Source organism: Azospirillum brasilense (assembly GCF_022023855.1).
GTDB lineage: Bacteria > Pseudomonadota > Alphaproteobacteria > Azospirillales > Azospirillaceae > Azospirillum > Azospirillum brasilense_F.
The window spans coordinates 335520-356090 of record NZ_CP059453.1 but is presented as its reverse complement, the minus strand read 5'-3'; the positions used below and the strand labels follow the sequence as shown (position 1 = coordinate 356090).

The 20571-nt window shown below is 68.3% G+C and carries 13 protein-coding genes and 1 tRNA gene; 7 read left to right on the top strand and 7 right to left on the bottom strand.

Translation table 11 applies throughout. The features are described from left to right. Positions 1-93: 93 nt before the first annotated feature. The 4 genes from H1Q64_RS31370 to H1Q64_RS31355 all read left to right on the top strand — a co-directional run bounded on the left by H1Q64_RS31370 (position 94) and on the right by H1Q64_RS31355 (position 2602). A complete protein-coding gene (locus H1Q64_RS31370; protein ID WP_237907755.1) occupies positions 94-591 on the top strand; it encodes a DUF2946 domain-containing protein in 498 nt (165 codons plus the stop codon). Positions 592-630: 39 nt separating this feature from the next. Next, the gene (locus H1Q64_RS31365; protein WP_170295955.1) at positions 631-1137 is read left to right on the top strand and encodes a copper chaperone PCu(A)C; all 507 of its coding nucleotides are present in this window, start codon (positions 631-633) and stop codon (positions 1135-1137) included. Between the two features lie 180 nt (positions 1138-1317). Further along, entirely contained in the window at positions 1318-2235 is a 918-nt protein-coding gene (locus H1Q64_RS31360) for a DMT family transporter (RefSeq protein ID WP_237907754.1), read from the top strand. A gap of 169 nt (positions 2236-2404) precedes the next feature. Beyond that, complete coding sequence (locus H1Q64_RS31355) at positions 2405-2602, top strand: hypothetical protein (protein ID WP_237907753.1); 198 nt, start codon at positions 2405-2407, stop codon at positions 2600-2602. A 90-nt stretch (positions 2603-2692) separates the two neighbouring features. On the opposite strand, the gene H1Q64_RS31350 is transcribed toward H1Q64_RS31355, so the two are convergent. Both H1Q64_RS31350 and H1Q64_RS31345 read right to left on the bottom strand, forming a co-directional pair. Continuing rightward, a complete protein-coding gene (locus H1Q64_RS31350; RefSeq protein WP_237907752.1) occupies positions 2693-4195 on the bottom strand; it encodes an aldehyde dehydrogenase family protein in 1503 nt (500 codons plus the stop codon). Between the two features lie 116 nt (positions 4196-4311). Next, positions 4312-5970, bottom strand: coding sequence for a thiamine pyrophosphate-binding protein (locus H1Q64_RS31345; RefSeq protein WP_237907751.1), 1659 nt, complete (start codon positions 5968-5970; stop codon positions 4312-4314). A gap of 109 nt (positions 5971-6079) precedes the next feature. On the opposite strand from H1Q64_RS31345, the gene gcvA reads away from it, so the two are divergent. Beyond that, positions 6080-6994 carry a transcriptional regulator GcvA gene (gene gcvA, locus H1Q64_RS31340; RefSeq protein ID WP_237907750.1) on the top strand — a complete coding sequence of 305 codons (915 nt, stop codon included), beginning with the start codon at positions 6080-6082 and terminating at the stop codon, positions 6992-6994. 166 nt (positions 6995-7160) lie between these two features. Here gcvA and H1Q64_RS31335 read toward each other — a convergent pair whose 3' ends face one another. Both H1Q64_RS31335 and H1Q64_RS31325 read right to left on the bottom strand, forming a co-directional pair. Next, positions 7161-7796 (bottom strand): hypothetical protein, encoded by a 636-nt coding sequence (locus H1Q64_RS31335; RefSeq protein ID WP_237907749.1) that lies wholly within the window; start codon positions 7794-7796, stop codon positions 7161-7163. Between the two features lie 594 nt (positions 7797-8390). Next, positions 8391-8466: transfer RNA gene (locus H1Q64_RS31325), tRNA-Phe, on the bottom strand. 339 nt (positions 8467-8805) lie between these two features. Between H1Q64_RS31325 and adhE the strand changes: the two genes are divergently transcribed. Then, positions 8806-11466 carry a bifunctional acetaldehyde-CoA/alcohol dehydrogenase gene (gene adhE, locus H1Q64_RS31320; protein ID WP_237907748.1) on the top strand — a complete coding sequence of 887 codons (2661 nt, stop codon included), beginning with the start codon at positions 8806-8808 and terminating at the stop codon, positions 11464-11466. 294 nt (positions 11467-11760) lie between these two features. Further along, the gene (locus tag H1Q64_RS31315) at positions 11761-13422 is read left to right on the top strand and encodes an AraC family transcriptional regulator (protein WP_237907747.1); all 1662 of its coding nucleotides are present in this window, start codon (positions 11761-11763) and stop codon (positions 13420-13422) included. Between the two features lie 154 nt (positions 13423-13576). Here the strand turns inward: H1Q64_RS31315 and H1Q64_RS31310 are convergent, their stop codons facing one another. The 3 genes from H1Q64_RS31310 to H1Q64_RS31300 form a co-directional block, all read right to left on the bottom strand. Further along, on the bottom strand, positions 13577-18700 hold the full coding sequence (locus H1Q64_RS31310) for a hypothetical protein (protein WP_237907746.1): 5124 nt from the start codon (positions 18698-18700) through the stop codon (positions 13577-13579). A gap of 123 nt (positions 18701-18823) precedes the next feature. Continuing rightward, positions 18824-19240: a hypothetical protein gene (locus tag H1Q64_RS31305; RefSeq protein WP_237907745.1), complete on the bottom strand. Its 417-nt coding sequence runs from the start codon at positions 19238-19240 to the stop codon at positions 18824-18826. Positions 19241-19485: 245 nt separating this feature from the next. After that, positions 19486-20565: a hypothetical protein gene (locus H1Q64_RS31300; RefSeq protein WP_237907744.1), complete on the bottom strand. Its 1080-nt coding sequence runs from the start codon at positions 20563-20565 to the stop codon at positions 19486-19488. Between the last annotated feature and the right edge of the window lie 6 nt (positions 20566-20571).

The window sequence follows — 20571 nt, the reverse complement described above, 5'->3', positions numbered from 1 at the left end:
GTTGCGGTTTCGAGTGAACGGCGGCAACTCGACAAGCTCCACGCACATCGCCTACAACCGGTCATCCGTCCTGTGGGTGGAATGGAAACCGGTTTGAACGGGGCAACGTCAGCACGGCCATCGGCCTCCCCTCTCCGTTCTGGGGAGTGGGGCGGGCTGAGCGGGCATCGCGAGAAGGGCGGCGCCGCGCTCGCGGCGCTTGCGCTCCGCGGGCGATCCGGGCTGGCTGCGGCGCTGGCCGCCGTTCTTCTGCTGATCCTGGCCCAGGTGCCGGGGCAAGCGGTCGCCATGCTGTCCGCCGGTCTGGCGCAGTCCTTCTGGGCGGCGTCCATGTGCGGCCCGGATGGGGCGACGGACCGGATGCCCGGCGCGCCCGACCAGCCGAAGCACGATCTGGAGCATTGCCTGGGCTGCCAGCTCGGCTGCGCGCCGCCGGCGATGCTGACCCCGGTGGACGTCACCGTTCCGCCGCCGCGCCTGTCAGGGGCGCTGCGCGCGCTTCCCCTTCGAACCCGCAAGCTGCGTCGCCGGAGCGTTTTCCGCCCGAACGCCCGTGCTCCGCCGATGATGCGTCCTGCCCCGATCAACTGACCATTCGATTCATCATTCTCTTTGCAGGACTCCGTCATCATGAAGAAGCACGCCCTGGCGCTCGCCGCGCTGATCGCCCTGACCGCCGGCACCGCCCTGGCCCATGGTTTCAAGGCCGGACCGGTTGACATCGAACATCCCTGGGCGCGCGCGACCGCACCCTCGGCCCCGAACGGCTCGGCCTACATGGTGCTGAGCACCCACGGCCCGGACAGCGACCGTCTGCTGTCGGCCAGCACGCCTGTCGCCGACAAGGCCGAGCTGCACACGCACCTGATGGACAACGGCGTCATGAAGATGCGTCAGGTCGACGCCATCGAGGTGTCGCCCGGCTCGCCGACCGCGCTGCAGCCCGGCGGCCTGCACGTCATGCTGTTCGGCCTGAAGCAGCCGCTCGCTCCGGGGAAGGCGTTCCCGCTGACCCTGACCTTCGAGAAGGCCGGGCCGGTGACCGTCCAGGTGGACGTGCAGAGCGCAGGGTCCGCCGCCCCGTCGCATGGCGGTGCCGGCGGGCCGCAGGCCGGCGGCACGCAGCACAAGCACTGACGGGCATGCGCCACGCCGGCCCCTTTCCAATGGCCGGCGTGGCCGCAACTGCAGGTCCGTACTGATATACCAGCATCGCATTTGACCGTCCGGCCCCAGGGGCGCAGGGTGTGGCGCGCCCGTCCGGCATAAGGACCGGCGCGCCACAGGAAGGACCGCCCCGCCCATGAGCGCCGCCCGATGACCACCACCGAAAAGGCCCTGTCCGCAGCCTCCTCCGGGCGGGCCGGCATCGCCTGGATGCTGCTGACCACGCTTCTGTTCGTGACGCAGGACGCGACCCTGCGCGTTCTGGTGCAGACCTATCCCTTCGCCGAGGTCGCCTGGGCGCGCTTCGCGGTGCATCTGGCCATCGCCTTCGCCGTGGTGGCGGTGCGCTCCCCCAGCCATTTGATCGCCAAGCGTCCGGGGATCCAGATCCTTCGCTCCGCCCTGCTGGCGGTGCTGACGCTGCTGGTGGCGGTGTCCTACAAGACGCTGCCCTTCGTGGACGTGGCGGCCATCGCCAACGTGGCGCCGGTCCTGGTCACCGTCCTCTCCGTTCCGCTGCTCAAGGAGAAAGTGGGCTGGCGGCGCGGTCTGGGGGTGCTGGGCTGCTTCATCGGGGCGATGATCATCATCGGCCCGGCCAGCATCGTCTTTCAATGGGCGATCCTGCTGCCGTTGGCCGCCGCGCTGTGCAACGCGCTCTACCAGATCGTCACCCGGCTGCTGCGTGGCGGCGATTCCACCCTGACGACCTTCTTCTACACCAGCATGGCCGGTACGGTGCTCTGCGGGCTGCTGCTGCCCTTCGGCTGGGTGACGCCGGACCTGACGGGGGCGGCGCTGATGATCATGCTCGGCGTGCTGGGGGCGTGCAGCCATTACTGCCTGATCCGCGCCTACACGGTGGCGGACGCGGCGACGGTGGCGCCCTTCGGCTACACGACGCTGATCTGGGCGGTGCTCTACGGCCTGCTGGTCTTCGGGGAATCGCCCAGCGCCTCGACCCTTGCCGGCGGTCTGGTGATCGTCGCCAGCGGCATCTACATCTTCCACCGCGAGCAGGTGCGGGCGCGCGAGGCGGCGGCCAACGAAGCGGCGAACGGGGCCTGAACGGCCCCCGTTTCTCCCGCTGATTCCCTATGCCGGAGGCACGTACACAGGACGTTCAGGTACCCGAAATATCACGGGCCGTACGCGTCGAACTGTAACATGCTCCGCGTACCGTACGCCTGCCGGTGAGGGCCGGCGTTTTTTCAACCCACAAGCAACGAGAACAGCAATGAACGGACTGCCCAAGCAGACGTGGCGCTGCCGCGTTGCCGAACTGTTGAACGACCCGGTGGTCCAGGCCGTGTTGCGCCGGGACCGCCTGACCCACGAGCAGGTTCTGGCACAGCTCACCCCCATTGCCGAGCACCTGCGCCGCAACACTCCCCCCGATCGACCCACAAGGCGGCTTCCGCGCGAAGCCTTCTGACCTTTCGACGACCTTCCAATGAGAAAAGGCCGCCCGGTGAAACGGGCGGCCTTCTTCTTGCGGGACGATTTCTTGCAAGCCGGTTGCGGATCAGCCGGCGATCTCGAACTTAATCCCCTGGGCCAGCGGCAGGGCGCGGGAGTAGTTCACCGTCGCCGTCTGGCGGCGCATGTAGCCCTTCCAGGCGTCCGACCCGGACTCGCGCCCGCCGCCCGTCTCCTTCTCGCCGCCGAAGGCGCCGCCGATTTCAGCACCCGACGGGCCGATGTTGACGTTGGCAATGCCGCAGTCGCTGCCCGACGCCGACAGGAAGCTCTCGGCCTCGCGGATGTCGGTGGTGAAGATGCAGGACGAGAGTCCCTGCGGCACCGCGTTCTGAAGCGCGATGGCCTCCTCGAGCGTCTCGTAGGTCAGGACGTAGAGGATCGGGGCGAAGGTCTCTTGACGGACGATGTCGGTCTGGCCCGGCATCTCGACGATGGCCGGCTGCACGTACCAGGCGTCCGGATACTGGTCGGCGAGCGCACGGCCGCCGCCGGTCACCACGCCGCCGTCGGCCTTGGCCTGCTCCAGCGCGCGCTGCATGCCCTCATAGGCGCCCTTGTCGTTGAGCGGGCCGACCAGCACGCCGGACTCCAGCGGGTTGCCGATGGGAACGGAGCCGTAGGCGGCCTTCAGGCGCGGCAGCAGCGTGTCGCGCACGTCCTTGTGGACGATCAGGCGGCACAGCGTGGTGCAGCGCTGGCCGCAGGTGCCCACCGCCGAGAAGACGATGGCGCGTACCGCCATGTCGAGGTCGGCTGACGGTGCCACGATCATGGCGTTGTTGCCGCCCAGCTCCAGGATCGGGCGGGCGAAGCGCTCCGCCACCTTCAGCGCGACCTCGCGGCCCATGCGGGTCGAGCCGGTGGCCGATACGATGGGGATCAGCGGGCTGGCGACCAGCGCCTCGCCGACGTCGCGGCCGCCGTTGACGACCTGCAGCAGGTCCGCCGGGGCGTCGCCGAAGCGGGCCACCGCGCGCTCGAAGATGCGCTGGCAGGCGAGCGCGGTCAGCGGGGTCTTCTCCGACGGCTTCCAGATCACCGGGTCGCCGCAGACCAGCGCCAGGGCGGCGTTCCAGGCCCAGACCGCGACCGGGAAGTTGAAGGCGGAGATCACCGCGCAGGGGCCCATCGGATGCCAGGTCTCGCGCATCGCGTGGCCCGGACGCTCCGACGCGATGGTCAGGCCGTAGAGCTGGCGGGACAGGCCGACCGCGAAGTCGCAGATGTCGATCATCTCCTGGACCTCGCCCAGGCCCTCCTGGACGATCTTGCCCATCTCCAGCGTGACGAGACGGCCCAGGTCTTCCTTGGCGTCGCGCAGCTCCTCGCCCAGCAGGCGGACCAGCTCGCCGCGGCGCGGCGCCGGGACGGAGCGCCACGCCTCGAAGGCGCGCTGGGCGCGGGCGGCCACCTCTGGGATCTCCGACGCCGGGGTGACCGGCGCCACGCCCAGCGCAGCGCCGTCAATGGGCGAGCGGACGGACAGGCCGGCGCCGTCGGCGGGAAGCTCAAGGCCGAGGCGGGAGAGAAGGTCGCGGTGCTGCATGGAAAAGGTCCTCGGTGTAGGGCAACCGGTGGAGGGGTGGCGCGTGGCGGGAGGTCCGGCAAAAGCGCACCCCCCTCACCCTAACCCTCTCCCCAGAGGGGAGAGGGGACTTTGGGTTAGCGCTGGCGCCCGGCGGCGCGGATGTCGGACAGGCTGCGGTTCGGCGTCAGGGCTTCGGGGTCGAGCTTGACGTGCAGGATGGCCGGCCGGCCGGCGGCGCGGGCGCGCTCGAAGGCCGGGGCGAACTCCTCCGTCCGCTCCACCGTCTCGCCATGGCCGCCATAGGCGCGGGCGAGCGCGGCGAAGTCCGGGTTGGTCAGGGCGGTGCCGGACACGCGGCCCGGATAATCGCGCTCCTGGTGCATGCGGATGGTGCCGTACATGCCGTTGTCGATGACCAGCACGATCAGGTTGGCGCCCTCCTGCACGGCGGTGCCGAACTCCAGCCCGGTCATCTGGAAGCAGCCGTCCCCGGCGAAGCAGACCACCTCGCGCTCCGGGTGCAGCAGCTTGGCCGCCACGGCGGCGGGCAGGCCGTAGCCCATCGAGCCGCAGACCGGCGCCGCCTGCGTGGCGAAGCGGCGGAAGCGCCAGAAGCGGTGGATCCAGGTGGCGTAGTTGCCGGCGCCGTTGGTCAGGATGGCGTCGTCGGGCAGGGTGTCGCGCAGCCAGGACATGACGGCGCCCATCTGGACGTCGCCGGGGATCGTGGCCGGCGGCTCGCTCCAGGCGGTGTAGGCGGCGTGCGCGGTCTCGGCCTGGCCGGCCCAGGCGGGGGAGGCCGGCGCCTCCAGCCCGGCGACGGCGTCGAGGAAACCCCCCGGCGTGGCGTTGATGGCGAGGTCGGGGTTGTAGACGCGGCCCAGCTCCTCCGCCCCCGGATGGACGTGGATCAGCGTCTTGCCGGTTTCCGGGATGCCGAGCAGCCCGTAGCTCTGCGACGGCACCTCCGAGAAGCGGCCGCCGAGCAGCAGGATCACGTCGGCGTCCTTCACCAGGGCGACCAGCTTCGGGTTGATGCCCAGCCCGATGTCGCCCGCGTAGTTCGGGTGCGCGTGGTCGAACAGCATCTGGCGGCGGAAGGTGACGGCCACCGGCAGCGCGAAGGTCTCGGCGAAAACGTGCAGCGAGGCCACCGCGTCCTCGGTCCAGCGGGAGCCACCGGCGATGACCAGCGGGCGCTTCGCCCCGGCGAGCAGACGCCCGACCTCGGCGACCTGGGCGGGGGTGGGGGCGCTGTCCACCGGCTGGGCCGGGCGGGCGGCGGCCGCATCCGCCGTTTCCACCAGCATGTCCTCCGGCAGCACCAGCACGACCGGGCCGGGACGGCCGGCGAGCGCGGTGTGGAAGGCGCGGCTGACCATTTCCGGCACGCGGTCGGCGCTGTCGATCTCCGCCACCCACTTGGCCATGCCGCCGAACATGAGGGTGTAGTCGACCTCCTGGAAGGCGTCGCGCCCGCGCATGCCGCGCTCGATCTGGCCGATGAACAGGATCATCGGGGTGGAGTCCTGCTGCGCCACATGCACGCCCGGCGCGGCGTTGGTGGCGCCGGGGCCGCGGGTGACGAAGCAGATGCCCGGCCGGCCGGTCAGCTTGCCCTCGGCCTCCGCCATCATGGCGGCGCCGCTCTCGTGGCGGGCGTTGATCGTGCGGATCGGGGAATCGTGCAGCGCGTCCAGCACGGCGAGGTAGCTTTCGCCCGGCACGCAGAACACACGCTCGACGCCCTGCGCCTCCAGCGCATCGACGATCAACTGGCCTCCGGTCTTCATGGCGCGCTCGTTCCTCGGCTGGGCGTTCAAATCCTCCTCAATCTGGCGGCAGGCCCCGCCCCGCGCAACCGACTTTCTTTCCCCAGGTCATGAGCTATAGTCATGACCCATGGGTCTGCAACGCCGCCTTCTCCCGTCCATGAGCGCGCTCTCCGCCTTCGAGGCGGCGGCGCGCACCGGCAGCTTCACCGCCGCGGCGCAGGAGTTGGCGCTGACCCAGGGCGCCGTCAGCCGGCAGATCAAGGCGCTGGAGGACCAGCTCGGCGTTCCGCTGTTCGTGCGCCGCGACCAGCGCGTGGCCCTGACGCCGGCCGGCGAGTCCTACGCGGCGGAGGTGCGGGAGGCGCTTCACCGGGTGGGGGCGGCGACGCTCCGGGTCATGACCGCGCCGCAGGGGGGCGTGCTGAAGCTGGCCGTTCTGCCGACCTTCGGCACGCGCTGGCTGGTGCCGCGCCTGCCCGCCTTCCAGGCGGCGCACCCGCAGATCATCATCCATTTCATGACGAAGATGGAGCCCTTCGACTTCCGGTCGGAGGATCTGGACGCCGCCATCCATTTCGGCGCCGCCGACTGGCCCGGCGCGGTGTGCGAGCGGCTGATGGAGGAGGAGGTCCTGCCGCTCTGCGCTCCGTCCTTCCTGGCCGCCCACCCGATCCGCACGGCGTCGGACCTCGTGGCGCTGCCGCTGCTGCACACCACCAGCCGTCCGGAGGCGTGGCGGGACTGGTTCGCCGCCCAGGGCATTGAGCGGCACGAGGGCGCCGGCATGTTCTTCGAACAGTTCTCCACCACTGCCCAGGCGGCGATCACCGGGTTGGGGGTGGCGCTGCTGCCAACCCTGCTGGTGCAGGCCGAGTTGCGGGACGGGGCGCTGGTCCCGGCGCTGGACCGGCCCTACCGAAACCCGGACCGTGCCTATCACCTCGTCCACCCCTCGTCACGGGCGCATCACCCGCCACTGATGGCGTTCCGGGAGTGGTTGCTGGGGGCCTGCGCGTCGGCTTCCGCCGGTCGCGGCCGCTGAAGGCCCATTTCAGGATCGGCGGCTTGTCCGCCGGGCGGGTTCATTGGGTGGTGCGCCCCCGATCCGATTCGCATCGTTGGGAGAAAAATGGGCGCTTCAGCGTGCCGGCCTCACTCTTGGCCATCGCGGCGCAGGGGAGTGCCCCGCTCTTGCCTGCGCGAACATGTTACAATTTGCGGTTGGCCAGGACGTAGGCGACTTTGGCTGTTATCGTGTTGTCAGCCAGCCATTTATTGAACATGCCGCCCAAGTTGTCGATCTTCGGCTTATAGGCGTTGGGGCCGTTGTTGCAGGAAGCATAGGTACCGCTGGGACCGAGGCCGTAAGTGCCGCCACCTTCTGCTTTGATTTGACAGGGATGGTCAACAGACCACTGCTTGTAAAGCCATCCTTCGCTGTCCGTGCCAAATTCAAAAACGACACCGGGATCCGAGTTGGTGACATACTGCATCACGTAGGAAAAACGTGGGGCAATCCCAACAAAGGATTTCTCCGGCAATCCCAGTCTAGAGTAATTGCTGTTGATAAAGTCATTTGCCTGTTGGGTCGGCATGCCGCGGTACCAGAATTTTGCTTTTTCGGCTTCAGCATCCGCGAAAGTTGCATAGTTCCTAACCAATTTCATGGCGTTGACGGTGGTGTTCTTACTATCGAGAATCAGAATGCCTTTTTCATACATTGGGATGAGAACATCCATGTTGTTTCTTTTCAAGGTGTTGATGATATCGCTGGCGGTCATGGTGTCGGCTGCGGCGATGTTGGGCAGCAAAGCCAGGATGATGAAAAACAGGAACCTCTTCATGATCCGTCATTCCTTTCCGAAGTCGCATCGTGGGCTTCTCCGGACCCATGCGCTTGATGCGGTGTCCGTAATGGTGTCCGTCATTCCCACAGGAAAGCGGGCGGCCTGAAGCGAACGAAAGCTTGCATTAGCGGTGGGTCCGCGGCTTTGCTGGGAGCGCCCTAAGCATTGCCTTCAAAAATGACGCCTGAATCGCGTTTTTGTGAATGGAGGCCCGTTTGTTTCTTCGCAGCCGGTTATTCAGACAGCGCAGACAATCGATCGATTTTTGGCAAGATGGTGTCGATGGGCTTGGGCCACGCCAAAGGCTTGGCGTCCTTGTTGCGGGCGCGAATGAGGCGGGCAATGGTGTCCTGTGCATCGGCAACGGATTGCAGGATGCCGCGTGGGATGCGCCGCCCGCAGGGGCTCACACTGCCGCTTTGACTGTGCCACGATTGTGCTGGCACAGCGAAAAATCGACATCATAAAAAAATGGAGATTTCAATGGCTTGGCAGGCGAGGAATGATTTCCTCCGCGACTAGGCCAAGTTCGGGCTGGGCGAGTCGGCTTTACCCGATCCGCCGCCGATGGTTTGATCGGCAAAAGAAAAATGGTGCCCAGGGACGGAGTCGAACCGCCGACACGGGGATTTTCAGTCCCCTGCTCTACCAACTGAGCTACCTGGGCGCCGCTGCGTGCGGGGGCGTCTTATAAGAAGAACCGGGGCGCTTGTCCAGGGCAATTCGTCACCCGTTCGAAAGAGATTTTCCAAGGCGGCCGGGTGGGGCAGGGTTGGCGCTACCCCGAAAGTGGTCATACCAGTTTTGACCTGAGTCATGGTCCTTCCCTCCGCGGTGGGGGATAGTTTCCCTGCCGCGCGGACCGGAAAGAAGCGCCGCCCGGCCATGACCGATTTTCCGTGCGTGCCCCGGATGCCGTTCCACAAGGGCTTCGACCCGTCCGCATCCGGTTTCCCTGTCCGGCCCGAAGGGGCTGGCGGCGCGCCAACCGCAGAGGCGACACGATATGCCCGTCACCACGCTTGCAGACCTCAACGACCTCGTCCTTCGCGTCCGGGAGGCGCAGAAAGTTTACGCCGGCTTCCCGCAGGAGACCGTGGACCGCATCTTCCGCAACGCCGCCCTGGCCGCCGCCAACGCGCGCATCCCGCTGGCGAAGCTGGCGGTTGCCGAGACGCGCATGGGCGTGATGGAGGACAAGGTCGTCAAGAACCACTTCGCCTCCGAATACATCTACAACAAGTACAAGGACGAGAAGACCTGCGGCATCCTCGAGGAGGACCCGGAATACGGCATCATGACGATCGCCGAGCCGGTGGGCCTGATCTGCGCCATCGTGCCGACGACCAACCCGACCTCGACCGCCATCTTCAAGGCGCTGATCAGCCTGAAGACGCGCAACGGCATCGTCTTCTCGCCGCACCCCCGCGCCCGCAAGGCGACCTGCGAGGCCGCTCGGATCGTGCTCCAGGCGGCGGTGGAGGCTGGCGCGCCGCCGGACATCATCGGCTGGATCGACGAGCCCTCGGTGGAATTGTCGAACGCGGTGATGCACCACCCCGACATCAACCTGATCCTGGCGACCGGCGGGCCGGGCATGGTCAAGGCGGCCTACTCCTCGGGCAAGCCGGCCATCGGCGTCGGGGCCGGCAACACCCCGGCGGTGATCGACGAATTCGCCGACATCAAGCGGGCCGTCGCCTCCATCCTGATGTCCAAGACCTTCGACAACGGCGTGGTCTGCGCGTCCGAACAGTCGGCCATCGTCGTGGACGCCGTCTATAACGCGGTGCGCGACCGCTTCGCCCACCATGGCGGCCATATCCTGTCGGCTGGGGACGCCGACGCGGTGCGCAAGGTGCTGCTGAAGAACGGCGCGCTGAACGCCGACATCGTCGGCCAGTCGGCCGGCGCCATCGCCGCCATGGCCGGGGTGAGCGTTCCCGCAAACACCAAGGTGCTGATCGCCGAGGTCGAGGCGGTGACCGAGAACGAGCCCTTCGCCCACGAGAAGCTGTCGCCGACCCTGGCGCTCTACCGCGCCCGCGACTTCATGGACGCCTGTGACAAGGCGGCGGCGCTGGTCGCGCTGGGCGGCATCGGCCACACCTCCGCCCTCTACACCGACCAGGACCAGCAGCCGGAGCGCATCCGCCACTTCGGTCAGGCGATGAAGACCGCGCGCATCCTGATCAACACTCCGTCGTCGCAGGGCGGCATCGGCGACCTCTACAATTTCCGGCTGGCGCCGTCGCTGACGCTCGGCTGCGGTTCCTGGGGCGGCAACTCGATCTCCGAGAATGTCGGGCCGCAGCACCTCATCAACCGCAAGACCGTGGCAAAGCGGGCCGAGAACATGCTGTGGCACAAGCTGCCGAAATCCATCTACTTCCGCCGCGGCTGCCTGCCCTTCGCCCTGGAGGAACTGGGCGGCAAGAAACGCTGCCTGATCGTCACCGACCGCTTCCTGTTCGAAAACGGCCACGTCGACGAGACCGTGCGCATCCTCAAGGGGCTGGGCCTCGCGGTGGAGACTTTCTTCGAGGTCGCCGCCGATCCCACCCTGGCGGTGGTGCGGCGCGGGCTGGCGCTCGCCAACGCCTTCCAGCCGGACGTCATCCTGGCGCTGGGCGGCGGCTCGCCGATGGACGCGGCCAAGATCATGTGGGTGATGTACGAGGCGCCGGACGTCGCCTTCGAGGATCTGGCCCTGCGCTTCATGGACATCCGCAAGCGCATCTACACCTTCCCCAAGCTGGGGGTGAAGGCGCAGTTCGTCGCCGTTCCGACCACGTCCGGCACCGGGTCGGAGGTTACGCCCTTCGCCGTGGTGACCGACGAGCGCACCGGCATCAAGTACCCGATCGCGGACTATGAACTGACGCCGAACATGGCGATCATCGACGCCAATCTGGTGATGGACATGCCGAAGGGCCTGACCGCCGCCGGGGGCATCGATGCGGTGACCCACGCGCTGGAGGCCTACGTCTCCATCCTCGCCAACGAATACACCGACGGGCAGGCGCTGCAGGCGCTGAAGCTGCTGAAGGAGCATCTGCCCTCCGCCTACGCCAACGGCGCCAAGGACCCCAAGGCGCGCGAGCAGGTGCACAGCGCCGCCACGCTGGCCGGCATCGCCTTTGCCAACGCCTTCCTCGGCGTCTGCCATTCGATGGCGCACAAGCTGGGGGCGGAGTTCCACCTGCCGCACGGCGTCGCCAACGCGCTGCTAATCGCCAACGTCATCCGCTACAACGCCGCCGACATCCCGACCAAGCAGACCGCCTTCAGCCAGTACGACCGGCCCAAGGGCGTTGCCCGCTACGCCGAGATCGCCCGGCACCTCGGCCTCGGCGGCAGCCGCGACCATGAGCGGGTGGAGACGCTGGTGGCCTGGGTGGAGGAGCTGAAGCGGACGCTGGACATCCCGGCCTCGATCCAGGCCGCCGGGGTGCCGGAGGCGGAGTTCCTGGCCCGGCTGGACGCCATCGCCGAGGCCGCCTTCGACGACCAGTGCACCGGCGCCAACCCGCGCTTCCCGCTGGTCGCGGAGATCCGGCAGCTCCTGCTCGACAGCTACTACGGCCGCGCCTACGCCGAGGACGCGGGGCGTGTGCAGGAGGCCGGGGCGGAGCGCAAGCCGGTGGCGCTGGTCCGTTCGCGGTGACTCCTTACACGCTGATCTAGGCCTGACGGGCCGCCCGGCGCCGGGACACCGGACGCCGGGCGGCCCATTTGTTTGTCCGGAAAAAAAGCCGGTCTGCCGAAGACTTCACGCCCTGACGCCATGAAGCGTCGATTGGCTGTGAACCCATTGTCTGAAACGGCGGCAGGTGATTCCGGTCATGATTCGATCTTATCAATCCGATTACCGCCATCGCGGCTCCGCGATGCATGCATTTGTCTTCAGGGTCCGGCGTGCGCGGAAGATGCGGCACGGCTTTACCAAGGAGGCGGTGCGATGACTGTATCGGTCTGTGGCACGCTGGACGAGATCCTACACCCGGCCTCGGCCGATTTCCGCAGCCTGCCGGACCTGATCGGCGGGCTGATGGACCGGCTGGCCGACCGCGCGCCGCTGCGCGGCGGAGCGCTGTGGCTCCAGGACATGGGCACGCTGGTGCTCGCCCAGGACCGGGCGGGCGGCCGTCTCTGCTGGACGGCGGACGGCGACCCCAACGACGCCGCGGCCGACCCGGAGGCGGTGGTGGTGCCCATCACCTACGCCGACGCGCCGGTCGGCGAGATGCGGCTGGTTCTCGACCATGCGCCGGACGGCGCCGCGCCCGAAGCGCCCATTCTGCAGGACGTCGCCCGCCAGTGCGGCTATCTGGCCAAGCGCTACGAGGTGCGGCGCTGGGCGGAGCGGCGGTTCGGGCGGCCCCTGATGATGGTCGGCATGAGCCAGGCGCTGCGCGAACTGGACGCCTTTCTGGAACAGGCCGCGCACAGCGCGCTCCCCGTCCTGCTGACCGGGGAGTTCGGAACGGAGAAGGCGCAGCTCGCCGCGGCGATCCACGGCTGCGGACCGCGGCGCGACGGCCCCTTCGTCCAGATCAACGGGGCGGACCCGGCGGGGACTCCCGCCGACTGGTTCGCGCGGGCCGCCGGGGGCACCCTGTTCCTCAGCGGCGTGGACGAGATGACGCCGGCCCTTCAGGGGCAGATCGTCCAGCACATGCCGTCCCAGCTCGGTCAATGGCTCGACGCGCCGGGCGGCTGGACGCACTCCGGCAATGGGGCGGGCAACGGGATGACAAGCGGGATGGCCAACGGAATGGGGAGCCTGCGGGTGATCGCCTCGACGACCGCCGACCTGCGGCGGCTGGCGGAGGAGGGGCGGTTCTCCCGTCCGCTGCTGGCCGAGCTGGATTTCCTGTGCGCCACCGTGCCGCCGCTGCGCGACCGGCCCGCGGATATCGAGCCGCTGGTCCTCGCCGCCCTGGATCGCCACGGCGGACGCGCCGACGAGACGCGGACTGACGAGCTGATCGCCCTGTGCAAGGCCCACAGCTGGCCGGAGAACCTGTTCGAGCTGGAGCGGGTGATCGCCCGGCTTGCGGTGATGACCGGAGGCAAGCCGATCCGCCATGGCGACGTGCGCCGCCACGCCCCCTGGATGGTCGGCGGCGCCATGCCGGCCTACGCGGAGTCCACCATCCAACCGGCTGACCAATCGGTTGGCCAGTCGGAGGCCGCGCCGGTTCCCCCGCCGACCCCGGCGCCTGCCGACCACTGGGTGTATTGCGCGCTGACCCGGGACCCGGCGGCGCTGGCCCGGCTGCACGGCGGCTTGCGCAAGGCGCTGGTGTTCCTGGGCGAGCGCTTCGCCGATCCGATCACGCTGGACGAGCTGTCCCGGCAAGCCCATGTCAGCCCGTCTCACCTCAGCTACCTGTTCCGGACGGAGCTTCACACCTCCTTCAAGGGTCTGCTCGGCCGCATCCGCATTCACAAGGCGCAGGAAATCCTGGCCGCGGATCGCCGCCTCCCTATCACCGAAGTGGCGATGAACGTCGGCTACGGCGACCTCAGCCATTTCGAGAAAAGCTTCCGCCGTATCGTCGGGCAGAGCCCTCGGGAATACCGGCGCAACCTGCCGGGAACCCCCGCGCGCGGCTGATCGGGGGAATCGTGGAAACGGGCCCGCCGGATTTTCTCCCGGCGGGCCCGTTTCATTCGTGCGTCGGTTCGCAGGCCCGCATCGGTGAGCGGATTGTGTGCCGGGCGTCGGAAGATATTGACAGGCTTCAGGCACGTTGTCGGGCGGCAAGCCGTCAGATCCGCATCAGATTGGCCAAGCGCGCCACCAGACCGGGCGTGATGTCCGTGTTGGCCTCGATCACGGCCATGAGCATCCTCACGTCATCGGGGTGGTCCAGAACGATGCCAATGGCGTCGACCTTGGACCTGTTCAGCGATTCCGGTTGGACGCCGACGAGCTGTTTGATCGCGCCTCCGAAGTCCGTTTCCTTCAAATTCAACTCTTTCAGGGCATGGTCGACTTGGCCTTCGAAGGCGATCTCGACCCCGGCATTGAAAATCAAACGTTCGTAGATCGGGAAATGCCCGTTCTCGATCGCCTCGGACAGAGAATAATTGCCGGTCGCCAGCGTGAGCGGCTTGGCCTGCCATTGCAGCGCGTTCATGACCGGGGCCGGCACGCTGTCCGAGATGATGACCGTGGAGCTGGATTTGACTTTGGCCGTCAACGTCGTCAATTGACCGGTCTTCCCTTCGGAATTGGGAATGCGGTCATTGACGAAGAGCGCGTCGCTTCGGTCCATCTGGAACGGCTTGGCGATCTTGGTCGCGCCATAGAGCCCGATGATCAGCGCCGGGCCGCCGGTCCCGGCCACATGCGCGCTGACCGCGTTGATCCAGCCCTGAACGCTGGGCACCGTGTTGGCGTAACCGATGTAGATGGCGGGGTTGCCGTCAATGAGCCGGAGAATTTCAGAGGTGGTCCGGCTGGTCTCGGCAAACGCCTTCAGCACGGCGGGCAGATCGACCGGACCGGACCGGCTTCTCGAATTGTAGAAGGCGCCGATTTCACCATGCCCCATGCCCATGAAGGCGTGATGCGGATCGTTGGCGAAGTTGACCACGTTCATCTTTGAAGCCGGCGTTGTCCCATTCTGCCTTTCCGATTGCACCAATTGGCCTCCCCGGTAATCGAGGGTGCCGTATTCATAGAGCCGCAGATTGCGGACCTCTTCCAACTTGAGATTGGTTTTGCGCATCACATCCACCTGCGTGGGCAGTGATGTGTCTTTGAACATGACCGGATCGGACAACGGCCCCTCGATCACGAAATCCCCAGGCTTGATCTTCTCCAGCATGGTTTCTGAAGTCATGAACCGGTTGGCGTTGAAGGAGGTGCCGGGGGAGAAGGCGCTGTTTTCCTCCTTCACTCCAGTCGCTTTCAAACCGAGTCCCTGGAGCAGACCGACCGTGCGCACGATGAAGGCGGTATCGCCCTGACCCATGGCGCTGAAACCCATCACGTAGAACGTCATGCCCGTGTCGGAGCGCAGAAGCGCCAGATTTTCCTCGTAGGACGGGTCATGCGCGAGGCGCTCGTTGAGGGCCTGCGCCGCTTCCTTCGCCTCGGTCGTTTTGGTCGGCGGACGGTTCGGCAACAGCGCCGGCGGGCGGTACCTGCCCGGTTTGATCATTTGGCGGCGTTTCGCCTCCAGCTTGGAGAATCCAAATTCCTCCTGGGCCTGGGTGGCGCTGTGCATGAACCCCTCCCACGCCCGGCCCGAGCCGGGACTCTGGGCGAGGTTCTCGACCCACCGAAGCGTCGCATTGCCCGGCCCGCGCCGCAGTTCCGCCAGGGCTTCGGTGGCTTGCCGGTCGGCGGACGGCGCCGCGCGGCGGAGCATCCCCTCCAGCTTGCCGTCGAAGGTTTCGAAGGCGGCGTCGAGGCAAAGCTCGCCGGTCCGGGCGCCGTAGAGCGCGATCCGGGACGGGCAGCGCGACAGGCTGGGGTCAAGGGCCAGCAGATGGGCCCAGCGGCTGTCGAGCCGGCTCCACAGATCATCCGATTCCGATCCGGACATTTTCGATCTGAACAGGGGCAGGTCGGCCAGCGCCTTCGGGTCCAGGCCAATCCCCCAGACGGGATCGGTGAGAACCTCCACCACCCGGCTGCGCAGCCGGGTGCGCAGTTGCTCCAGGGCATCCGTCGTCATCGCCCCGACCTCCGTCGGGAAATCCTTCAGAACAGCCTTGTCCGCGTCGGCGAAGTCGTTCCAGGGAAGGGGCGTGGTCCGCAGAGTCCGCAGCATGGTCTCAATGCGGTCGAGCGGCGCGTCGGGACTGCCGAGCGTCTCGCCGAGCGGCTTGAGGCAGCGCAGGAGCGACACCGCGTCCCGCCCGTCGGGATCACCGGTCAGATAGGTGTTGATCTCCGCGTCCGTGGCGGTGAGGAAGCTCTTCAGATGGACTTGACCCGTCATGCCCGTGGTCAGCCACCCGATCCGTCTCTCGATGGTCTCGTCAATGACCGTGTCGGCGGCCTTCGCGTCGTTGTCGGCAAGCGCCGGGCGGACCGACTCCCACAGGCCGCGGTCCATGACGGGTTCGGTGCCGCCGTAGATGATGCCGATGATCCGGCCGGCCGGGGCGCACAGCGGTGCGAAGGCCGGCATCGCCGCCACCGACATCGGATAGTCCAGAATGATCGTCCGGGCTTCCAGCCCCGACTGCGTCAGCGGCTTCACGATGCTGCGGACCATCTCCTCCGTCGTCCACGGCCCCGGCGACAGGCGGTCGCCGCCGCCGCTTCCCTGGTTGACGACCAGCAGCCTGAGGGTCCGGCCGGTGGACCCCTTGACGAGGTCGGAAAGCTGGAGCGCGACCTCCGCCGGATTGGCGCCCAGCGTGATCCTTACGGCGTCGTCGGGATAATAGCTTCGCGGGTAATCGGCGTCGGCGCCCTGCGCCAGCTCCGCGCTGCTCAGCATCAGATGGCGGCATCGGCCCTGGCGCAGAGCCTCCAGCGACGGATCGGCGCCTTCCGGCATTCCGGTGCGCAGGCTTGCGTCGATCAAGGCGTTCAGCGTGCCGGCCAGCCGGTTGTGCACGGCGACATCGTCCGTCAGCACCACGCTTTCGCAGACCGACCGGATCGTGTCGGACAGGGCGGTGACGGGCACTCCGGCGAGCAGCGAGAGGGGTGGCCCGCCTTCCGCGGCAGCCGTCACGGAGAGTGTGGCCCCGACCGGGGCGTAGCGGAAGGGGCCGAGATCCACCTCGGCGTTCCCGACGATGACCAGCCGCCCGCCGTCGCGCTTCAGCGCGAGGTTGCTGCCGTGAGTGACCAGCCAACCCTCGATCAGCGGGGCGGTGGCGGTGAGCAGTTCGTCCGGTTGGCGCCCGGTCTCGCCGTCCTGGAGCAGGATGGCGAGGGGGGCCGCCGTCGCGGCTTTTTCCCGCCGCGGCCCGGAATGCTCCAGATGCAGAACCGCCGCCCAGGGACCTTCGATCATCGGTTGGACGTCCGGGCTTTTCAGCGTCGCTGCCAGGGTGGCCAGCGTGTCGGGGGCGTCGAAGCGGGCGCGCAGGAAGGACGCGCGTTTCTCGATATGGTCCTCCATGACCGTCGACACCCACAGGCCGAAGCCCACGGCGCTCGCGGTGGCCGCGGCCCCGTCGCTCCAGGCTCCTTCGCTCTTGGCCGCCCTGATCGCCTCCGAGACCGTCTCAGGCAGGGTGGCCAGCTCCGCGTAATCGGGAAGCTGGGCGGCGAACCAGCCGTCGAAGGCCGCCGCCAGCGCCTTGTCTGTGGCAAGACCGTAGCCCTGGCAGACCTGCTCCAGCATCACGACGAGCAGCCGCTGGACCGTGGCGTCGTCAAATCCGTCGATGGCCTTCAGCGACAGGGGGACGACGCCCTCGCGGATGCGGGCGCGGATCGCCGCGATGCCGTCCGCCGTCGCCCGATCCTGGCAGGCCAGCAGGCCGTGAAGCCGCGTGATCAGCGCCGGAACGGCATTCTCCGGCGGGAGCGAGGATTGGCACAGCGCATTGATCGCCTGCAGGGCGGAGGTGATCCGGTAGGCCTCTCCTGGGCGGGGCAGGCCGTCCTCAAGCCGCACGTCTCCGGTGAAGCGCCGCCACTGCTGCTGAACGGCCAGCGTGCCGTGACGCGGGATGGTCACGTCGACCAGAACGGCGGCGCAGCCGTTGCGCCCGTAGTCCGAGGCACCCCGGCTTCCGATGCCTGTCACCCCGTCCTCCGTCACCCCGCTGCCTGCGTCGTCCGCTGGGAGTTCCGCGGGCGTCGCGCCGGCGAGCCGGTGCAGCAGCCCGTACAGCTCCAGCTTGAGCGAGAACAGCGCCATGACAAGGATGTTGTGCAGACGCTGGAACAGGGCGAACCAGGACGGCGCCGGCAGGCTGGGGTTGACGAGCAGCTGGACGGTCCAGCCGTCCGCGCCTTCGCCTCCATCCTCCAGGACGATGAACCGGCTGTTTCCGGACGGATCGGTTTCCGCCATCCGCTGCGCCAACGTCCGCAAGCGGCTGCGCATCCACCCCGCCAGTTGCGGATAGCCGCCGTTGAGGAGACGGGTCATCGCGCGGTCGGCGGCGGCCAGCCGGTCCGCGGGCAGCGGGCGATCATGCCGGACCTTGAACCGGATGGCGAGCCGGAGGCGGCAGGCGGCTTCGGCGGCGTAGGACAGATGAACGCCCCCGACGGCCTGCGTCGCGTCGCCCAGCGCGTCGGTGATCCGGGCAAGGCCCGCCACGATGGCCGTCACCGCGTCCCAGCTTCGCGCCGCCGCAATGTCCTGGTCGAGGCCGAGCAGCTGTCGCCGCTCCCCCGCAAAGGGGGCGGTGCCGCCAGCCTCCTCCGGTCCGGCGAACGCGTCGATCAGCGGCATCAGAACGTCGCGGGCGTCGCGCAGCCGGCGCGAAATGGCATCGTCCCCGATGGGCTTGTCGTCCTTCGCCTCTCCGACGACGCGCAACGCCTGCTTCAACAGATCAAGGGCGGCGTTCAGCCGGTCGTCGGGAAGGGGAAAGCGCTCGCCTTCATAGATCGCTCCCGGCGCCACGCCCAGCAGTGCCGCGTTTCCGTCGTCCGCCACGAACAGCCGGTCCATGGCGGCGGTCTGGGCGGTGGCCCGCTCGCCGGGTGCTTCGATCCCCAGGGAGGACTCCCGGACCATCCGCAGCCAGGCGGTCTGAAATGGTTGGAGCGGGTGGACGGCGGCGGCGGTCCAGCCGCGCATTGCGTCGCGTTGGGACGCCACCGTCACCGGCAGGCCCAGCGCCGTCGCGGCGGCGGCCACTGCGTCCATGCTCGCCTCCACCGGGGTGGAGGGCGGGGTGGAGGACGGGGATTCGGACGCGACAACGATCAGTCTCCGGCGCGTGCGGGACGGCATGCAGGATGTCCTTCGGCTCGGTTGGGGGCGTGTTCGGGAATGGGCGGAAACGCGCCCGCCCCGCGCCCCCCGGTGGAGCCGCGCGGCGTCGCGGTCCCACCGGGGCGGCGGATCGTCCGGGCTTTACAGGGCCGGGTCGCCCTTGCTGTTCATCGCCCGCGCGATCTGAGCGCTGGCCGCCGCCATGGCCTGCTGCGCCGCCTCGTTGGCTGCGGTGACAGCCTTCTGCTGCTGCTCGCTGGCCTGCTGCATCGCCTGACCGCCGGCGCCGCTGCTGGCCCGGAGGGCCTGAGACATCGCCTCCTGCGCCTGCGACATGGCGCCCTGCTCGTCGGCATGGCCGCCGGGGGGGGCGGTCAGGCCGGGGATCGCCTCCACGGCGTGGCCGGCGAGCTGGATGGCCTGCTCGACCGCGGACAGGGCCTGCTCGGCGGCGGCGTTCACACTCTTCACCGCATGGTCGAGCAGCGCACTGGCGATTTCGGCGGGCGTCTTGGCGCCGGTTTCGAACGGCGACGCATCGGGCGTCGCATCGGTCACCGGTGTCGTCAATGACGGTGGCGACGGTGGCGGAGCGGCCGGCGGTTCAGGGTTCGGGCTGCTGGGGGGCTGGGAAACGCCCATCCTTCGATCTCCTTCGTCCGTTTCGGTTTTGCGGGGCGCTGGCCGGCGCCTCCGTCGGCGCTGGCGTCTCCGCCGCTGATGCGGTCGGCGTGGATGGCGCAGAGGCTGGCGCGAAAGGCGGTGCAGAAGGCGCCGCCCCGGTCACGGCCGGCAGGGGCGGGTCAGGCGGCGGTGGCGGTGGTGACGGCCGTGGTGGTGGCGGGGGGATCGGGGCGAAAGCAGCGCAGCGAGATCACCCCCGCGGCCCCCATCTGGATTTCCGCCTGAACGCCCTTGCCGAAGACGGGGAAGAGACAGGACGCGCCGTCCTGGCCCATGATGCCGCGTTGCGGCGGCGTCGCCGACAGCAGGGTCTGCGCCCCGGCGAGATAGCCGGCCACCAGCACCCGCACCGCGTCGCCGGTCTCGTCCCGGAAGGCCGTGTCGCGGACGATCTGCAGGGCCCCGTCCGACAGGCGGGCGAAGCCGACCGGCCGGCCGCGCTTCTGCCAGTTGGAGACGGCCCGCGCCACTTCCGCCGGGGCGGCCAGTGGAGCGACCTGCGGGCATTCCAGAAAGCCGAACAACTGTGGAAGGATGGTTTCCAGCGCGCCGCCGGCCCGCTTCTTCCGGTCGTCCGGCGTCGCGGTCAGGGAGCCCAGCCGGTTCACGTAGATCAGATAGAATTGATAATAGTCGGCGAACTCCTGCACGGTGCGCGCCTGGTCCACCGCGAAGGCGGCCGCCTCCCTCTGAAGCTCGGGGTTGGCCGTCCCCTGGCTTTCCTTGCGGTAGAGCAGCTCCTGCACCGCCAGCTGCTCGTCGAAGCCCATGAACTGGAAGACCGGAGCCCCGGAGACCCCCAGCCCGGCGAGGAAGGACGCGCTGGCGGCGAAGTCGTCCTGCGTCAGGAGATTGTGGTCCGCGAGGATGCGTTTGACCTGGGCCGACACCGTGGCGCTGGCGTCGCCGGATTCGGCGTCGGCCAGCGTGCGCAGGCTGTCCACCCCCAGCGTCATCAGCTTCACCGGGCTGACCATCAGCTTCATGGTGGGCAGCAGGGCCAGCCGCGTCGCGTGAAGACCCTGCTGGACCTGCTCCACGAGCGTGCTCTCGTCCGGGAAATCATAGCGCGGACCGGCGTTGCTGATGGCCCAGTCGAGCCACTCCGACCCGCCATCGATGAAGGCGAGCGCAAGCCGCCCCAGGTCGGTGAGCCCGGCGCGGTTCTGGATCATCTTGTTGGCGACAGAGACGGTCATGGTGGG

What these genes read in the sequence shown, in the direction of transcription:
- H1Q64_RS31355 (WP_237907753.1), top strand. Translation starts at nt 2,405, where the DNA reads ATGAACGGACTGCCCAAGCAGACGTGGCGCTGCCGCGTTGCCGAACTG.
- H1Q64_RS31350 (WP_237907752.1), bottom strand. Translation starts at nt 4,195, where the DNA reads ATGCAGCACCGCGACCTTCTCTCCCGCCTCGGCCTTGAGCTTCCCGCC.
- H1Q64_RS31335 (WP_237907749.1), bottom strand. Translation starts at nt 7,796, where the DNA reads ATGAAGAGGTTCCTGTTTTTCATCATCCTGGCTTTGCTGCCCAACATC.
- H1Q64_RS31365 (WP_170295955.1), top strand. Translation starts at nt 631, where the DNA reads ATGAAGAAGCACGCCCTGGCGCTCGCCGCGCTGATCGCCCTGACCGCC.
- gcvA (WP_237907750.1), top strand. Translation starts at nt 6,080, where the DNA reads ATGGGTCTGCAACGCCGCCTTCTCCCGTCCATGAGCGCGCTCTCCGCC.
- H1Q64_RS31360 (WP_237907754.1), top strand. Translation starts at nt 1,318, where the DNA reads ATGACCACCACCGAAAAGGCCCTGTCCGCAGCCTCCTCCGGGCGGGCC.
- adhE (WP_237907748.1), top strand. Translation starts at nt 8,806, where the DNA reads ATGCCCGTCACCACGCTTGCAGACCTCAACGACCTCGTCCTTCGCGTC.
- H1Q64_RS31345 (WP_237907751.1), bottom strand. Translation starts at nt 5,970, where the DNA reads ATGAAGACCGGAGGCCAGTTGATCGTCGATGCGCTGGAGGCGCAGGGC.
- H1Q64_RS31310 (WP_237907746.1), bottom strand. Translation starts at nt 18,700, where the DNA reads ATGCCGTCCCGCACGCGCCGGAGACTGATCGTTGTCGCGTCCGAATCC.
- H1Q64_RS31315 (WP_237907747.1), top strand. Translation starts at nt 11,761, where the DNA reads ATGACTGTATCGGTCTGTGGCACGCTGGACGAGATCCTACACCCGGCC.
- H1Q64_RS31300 (WP_237907744.1), bottom strand. Translation starts at nt 20,565, where the DNA reads ATGACCGTCTCTGTCGCCAACAAGATGATCCAGAACCGCGCCGGGCTC.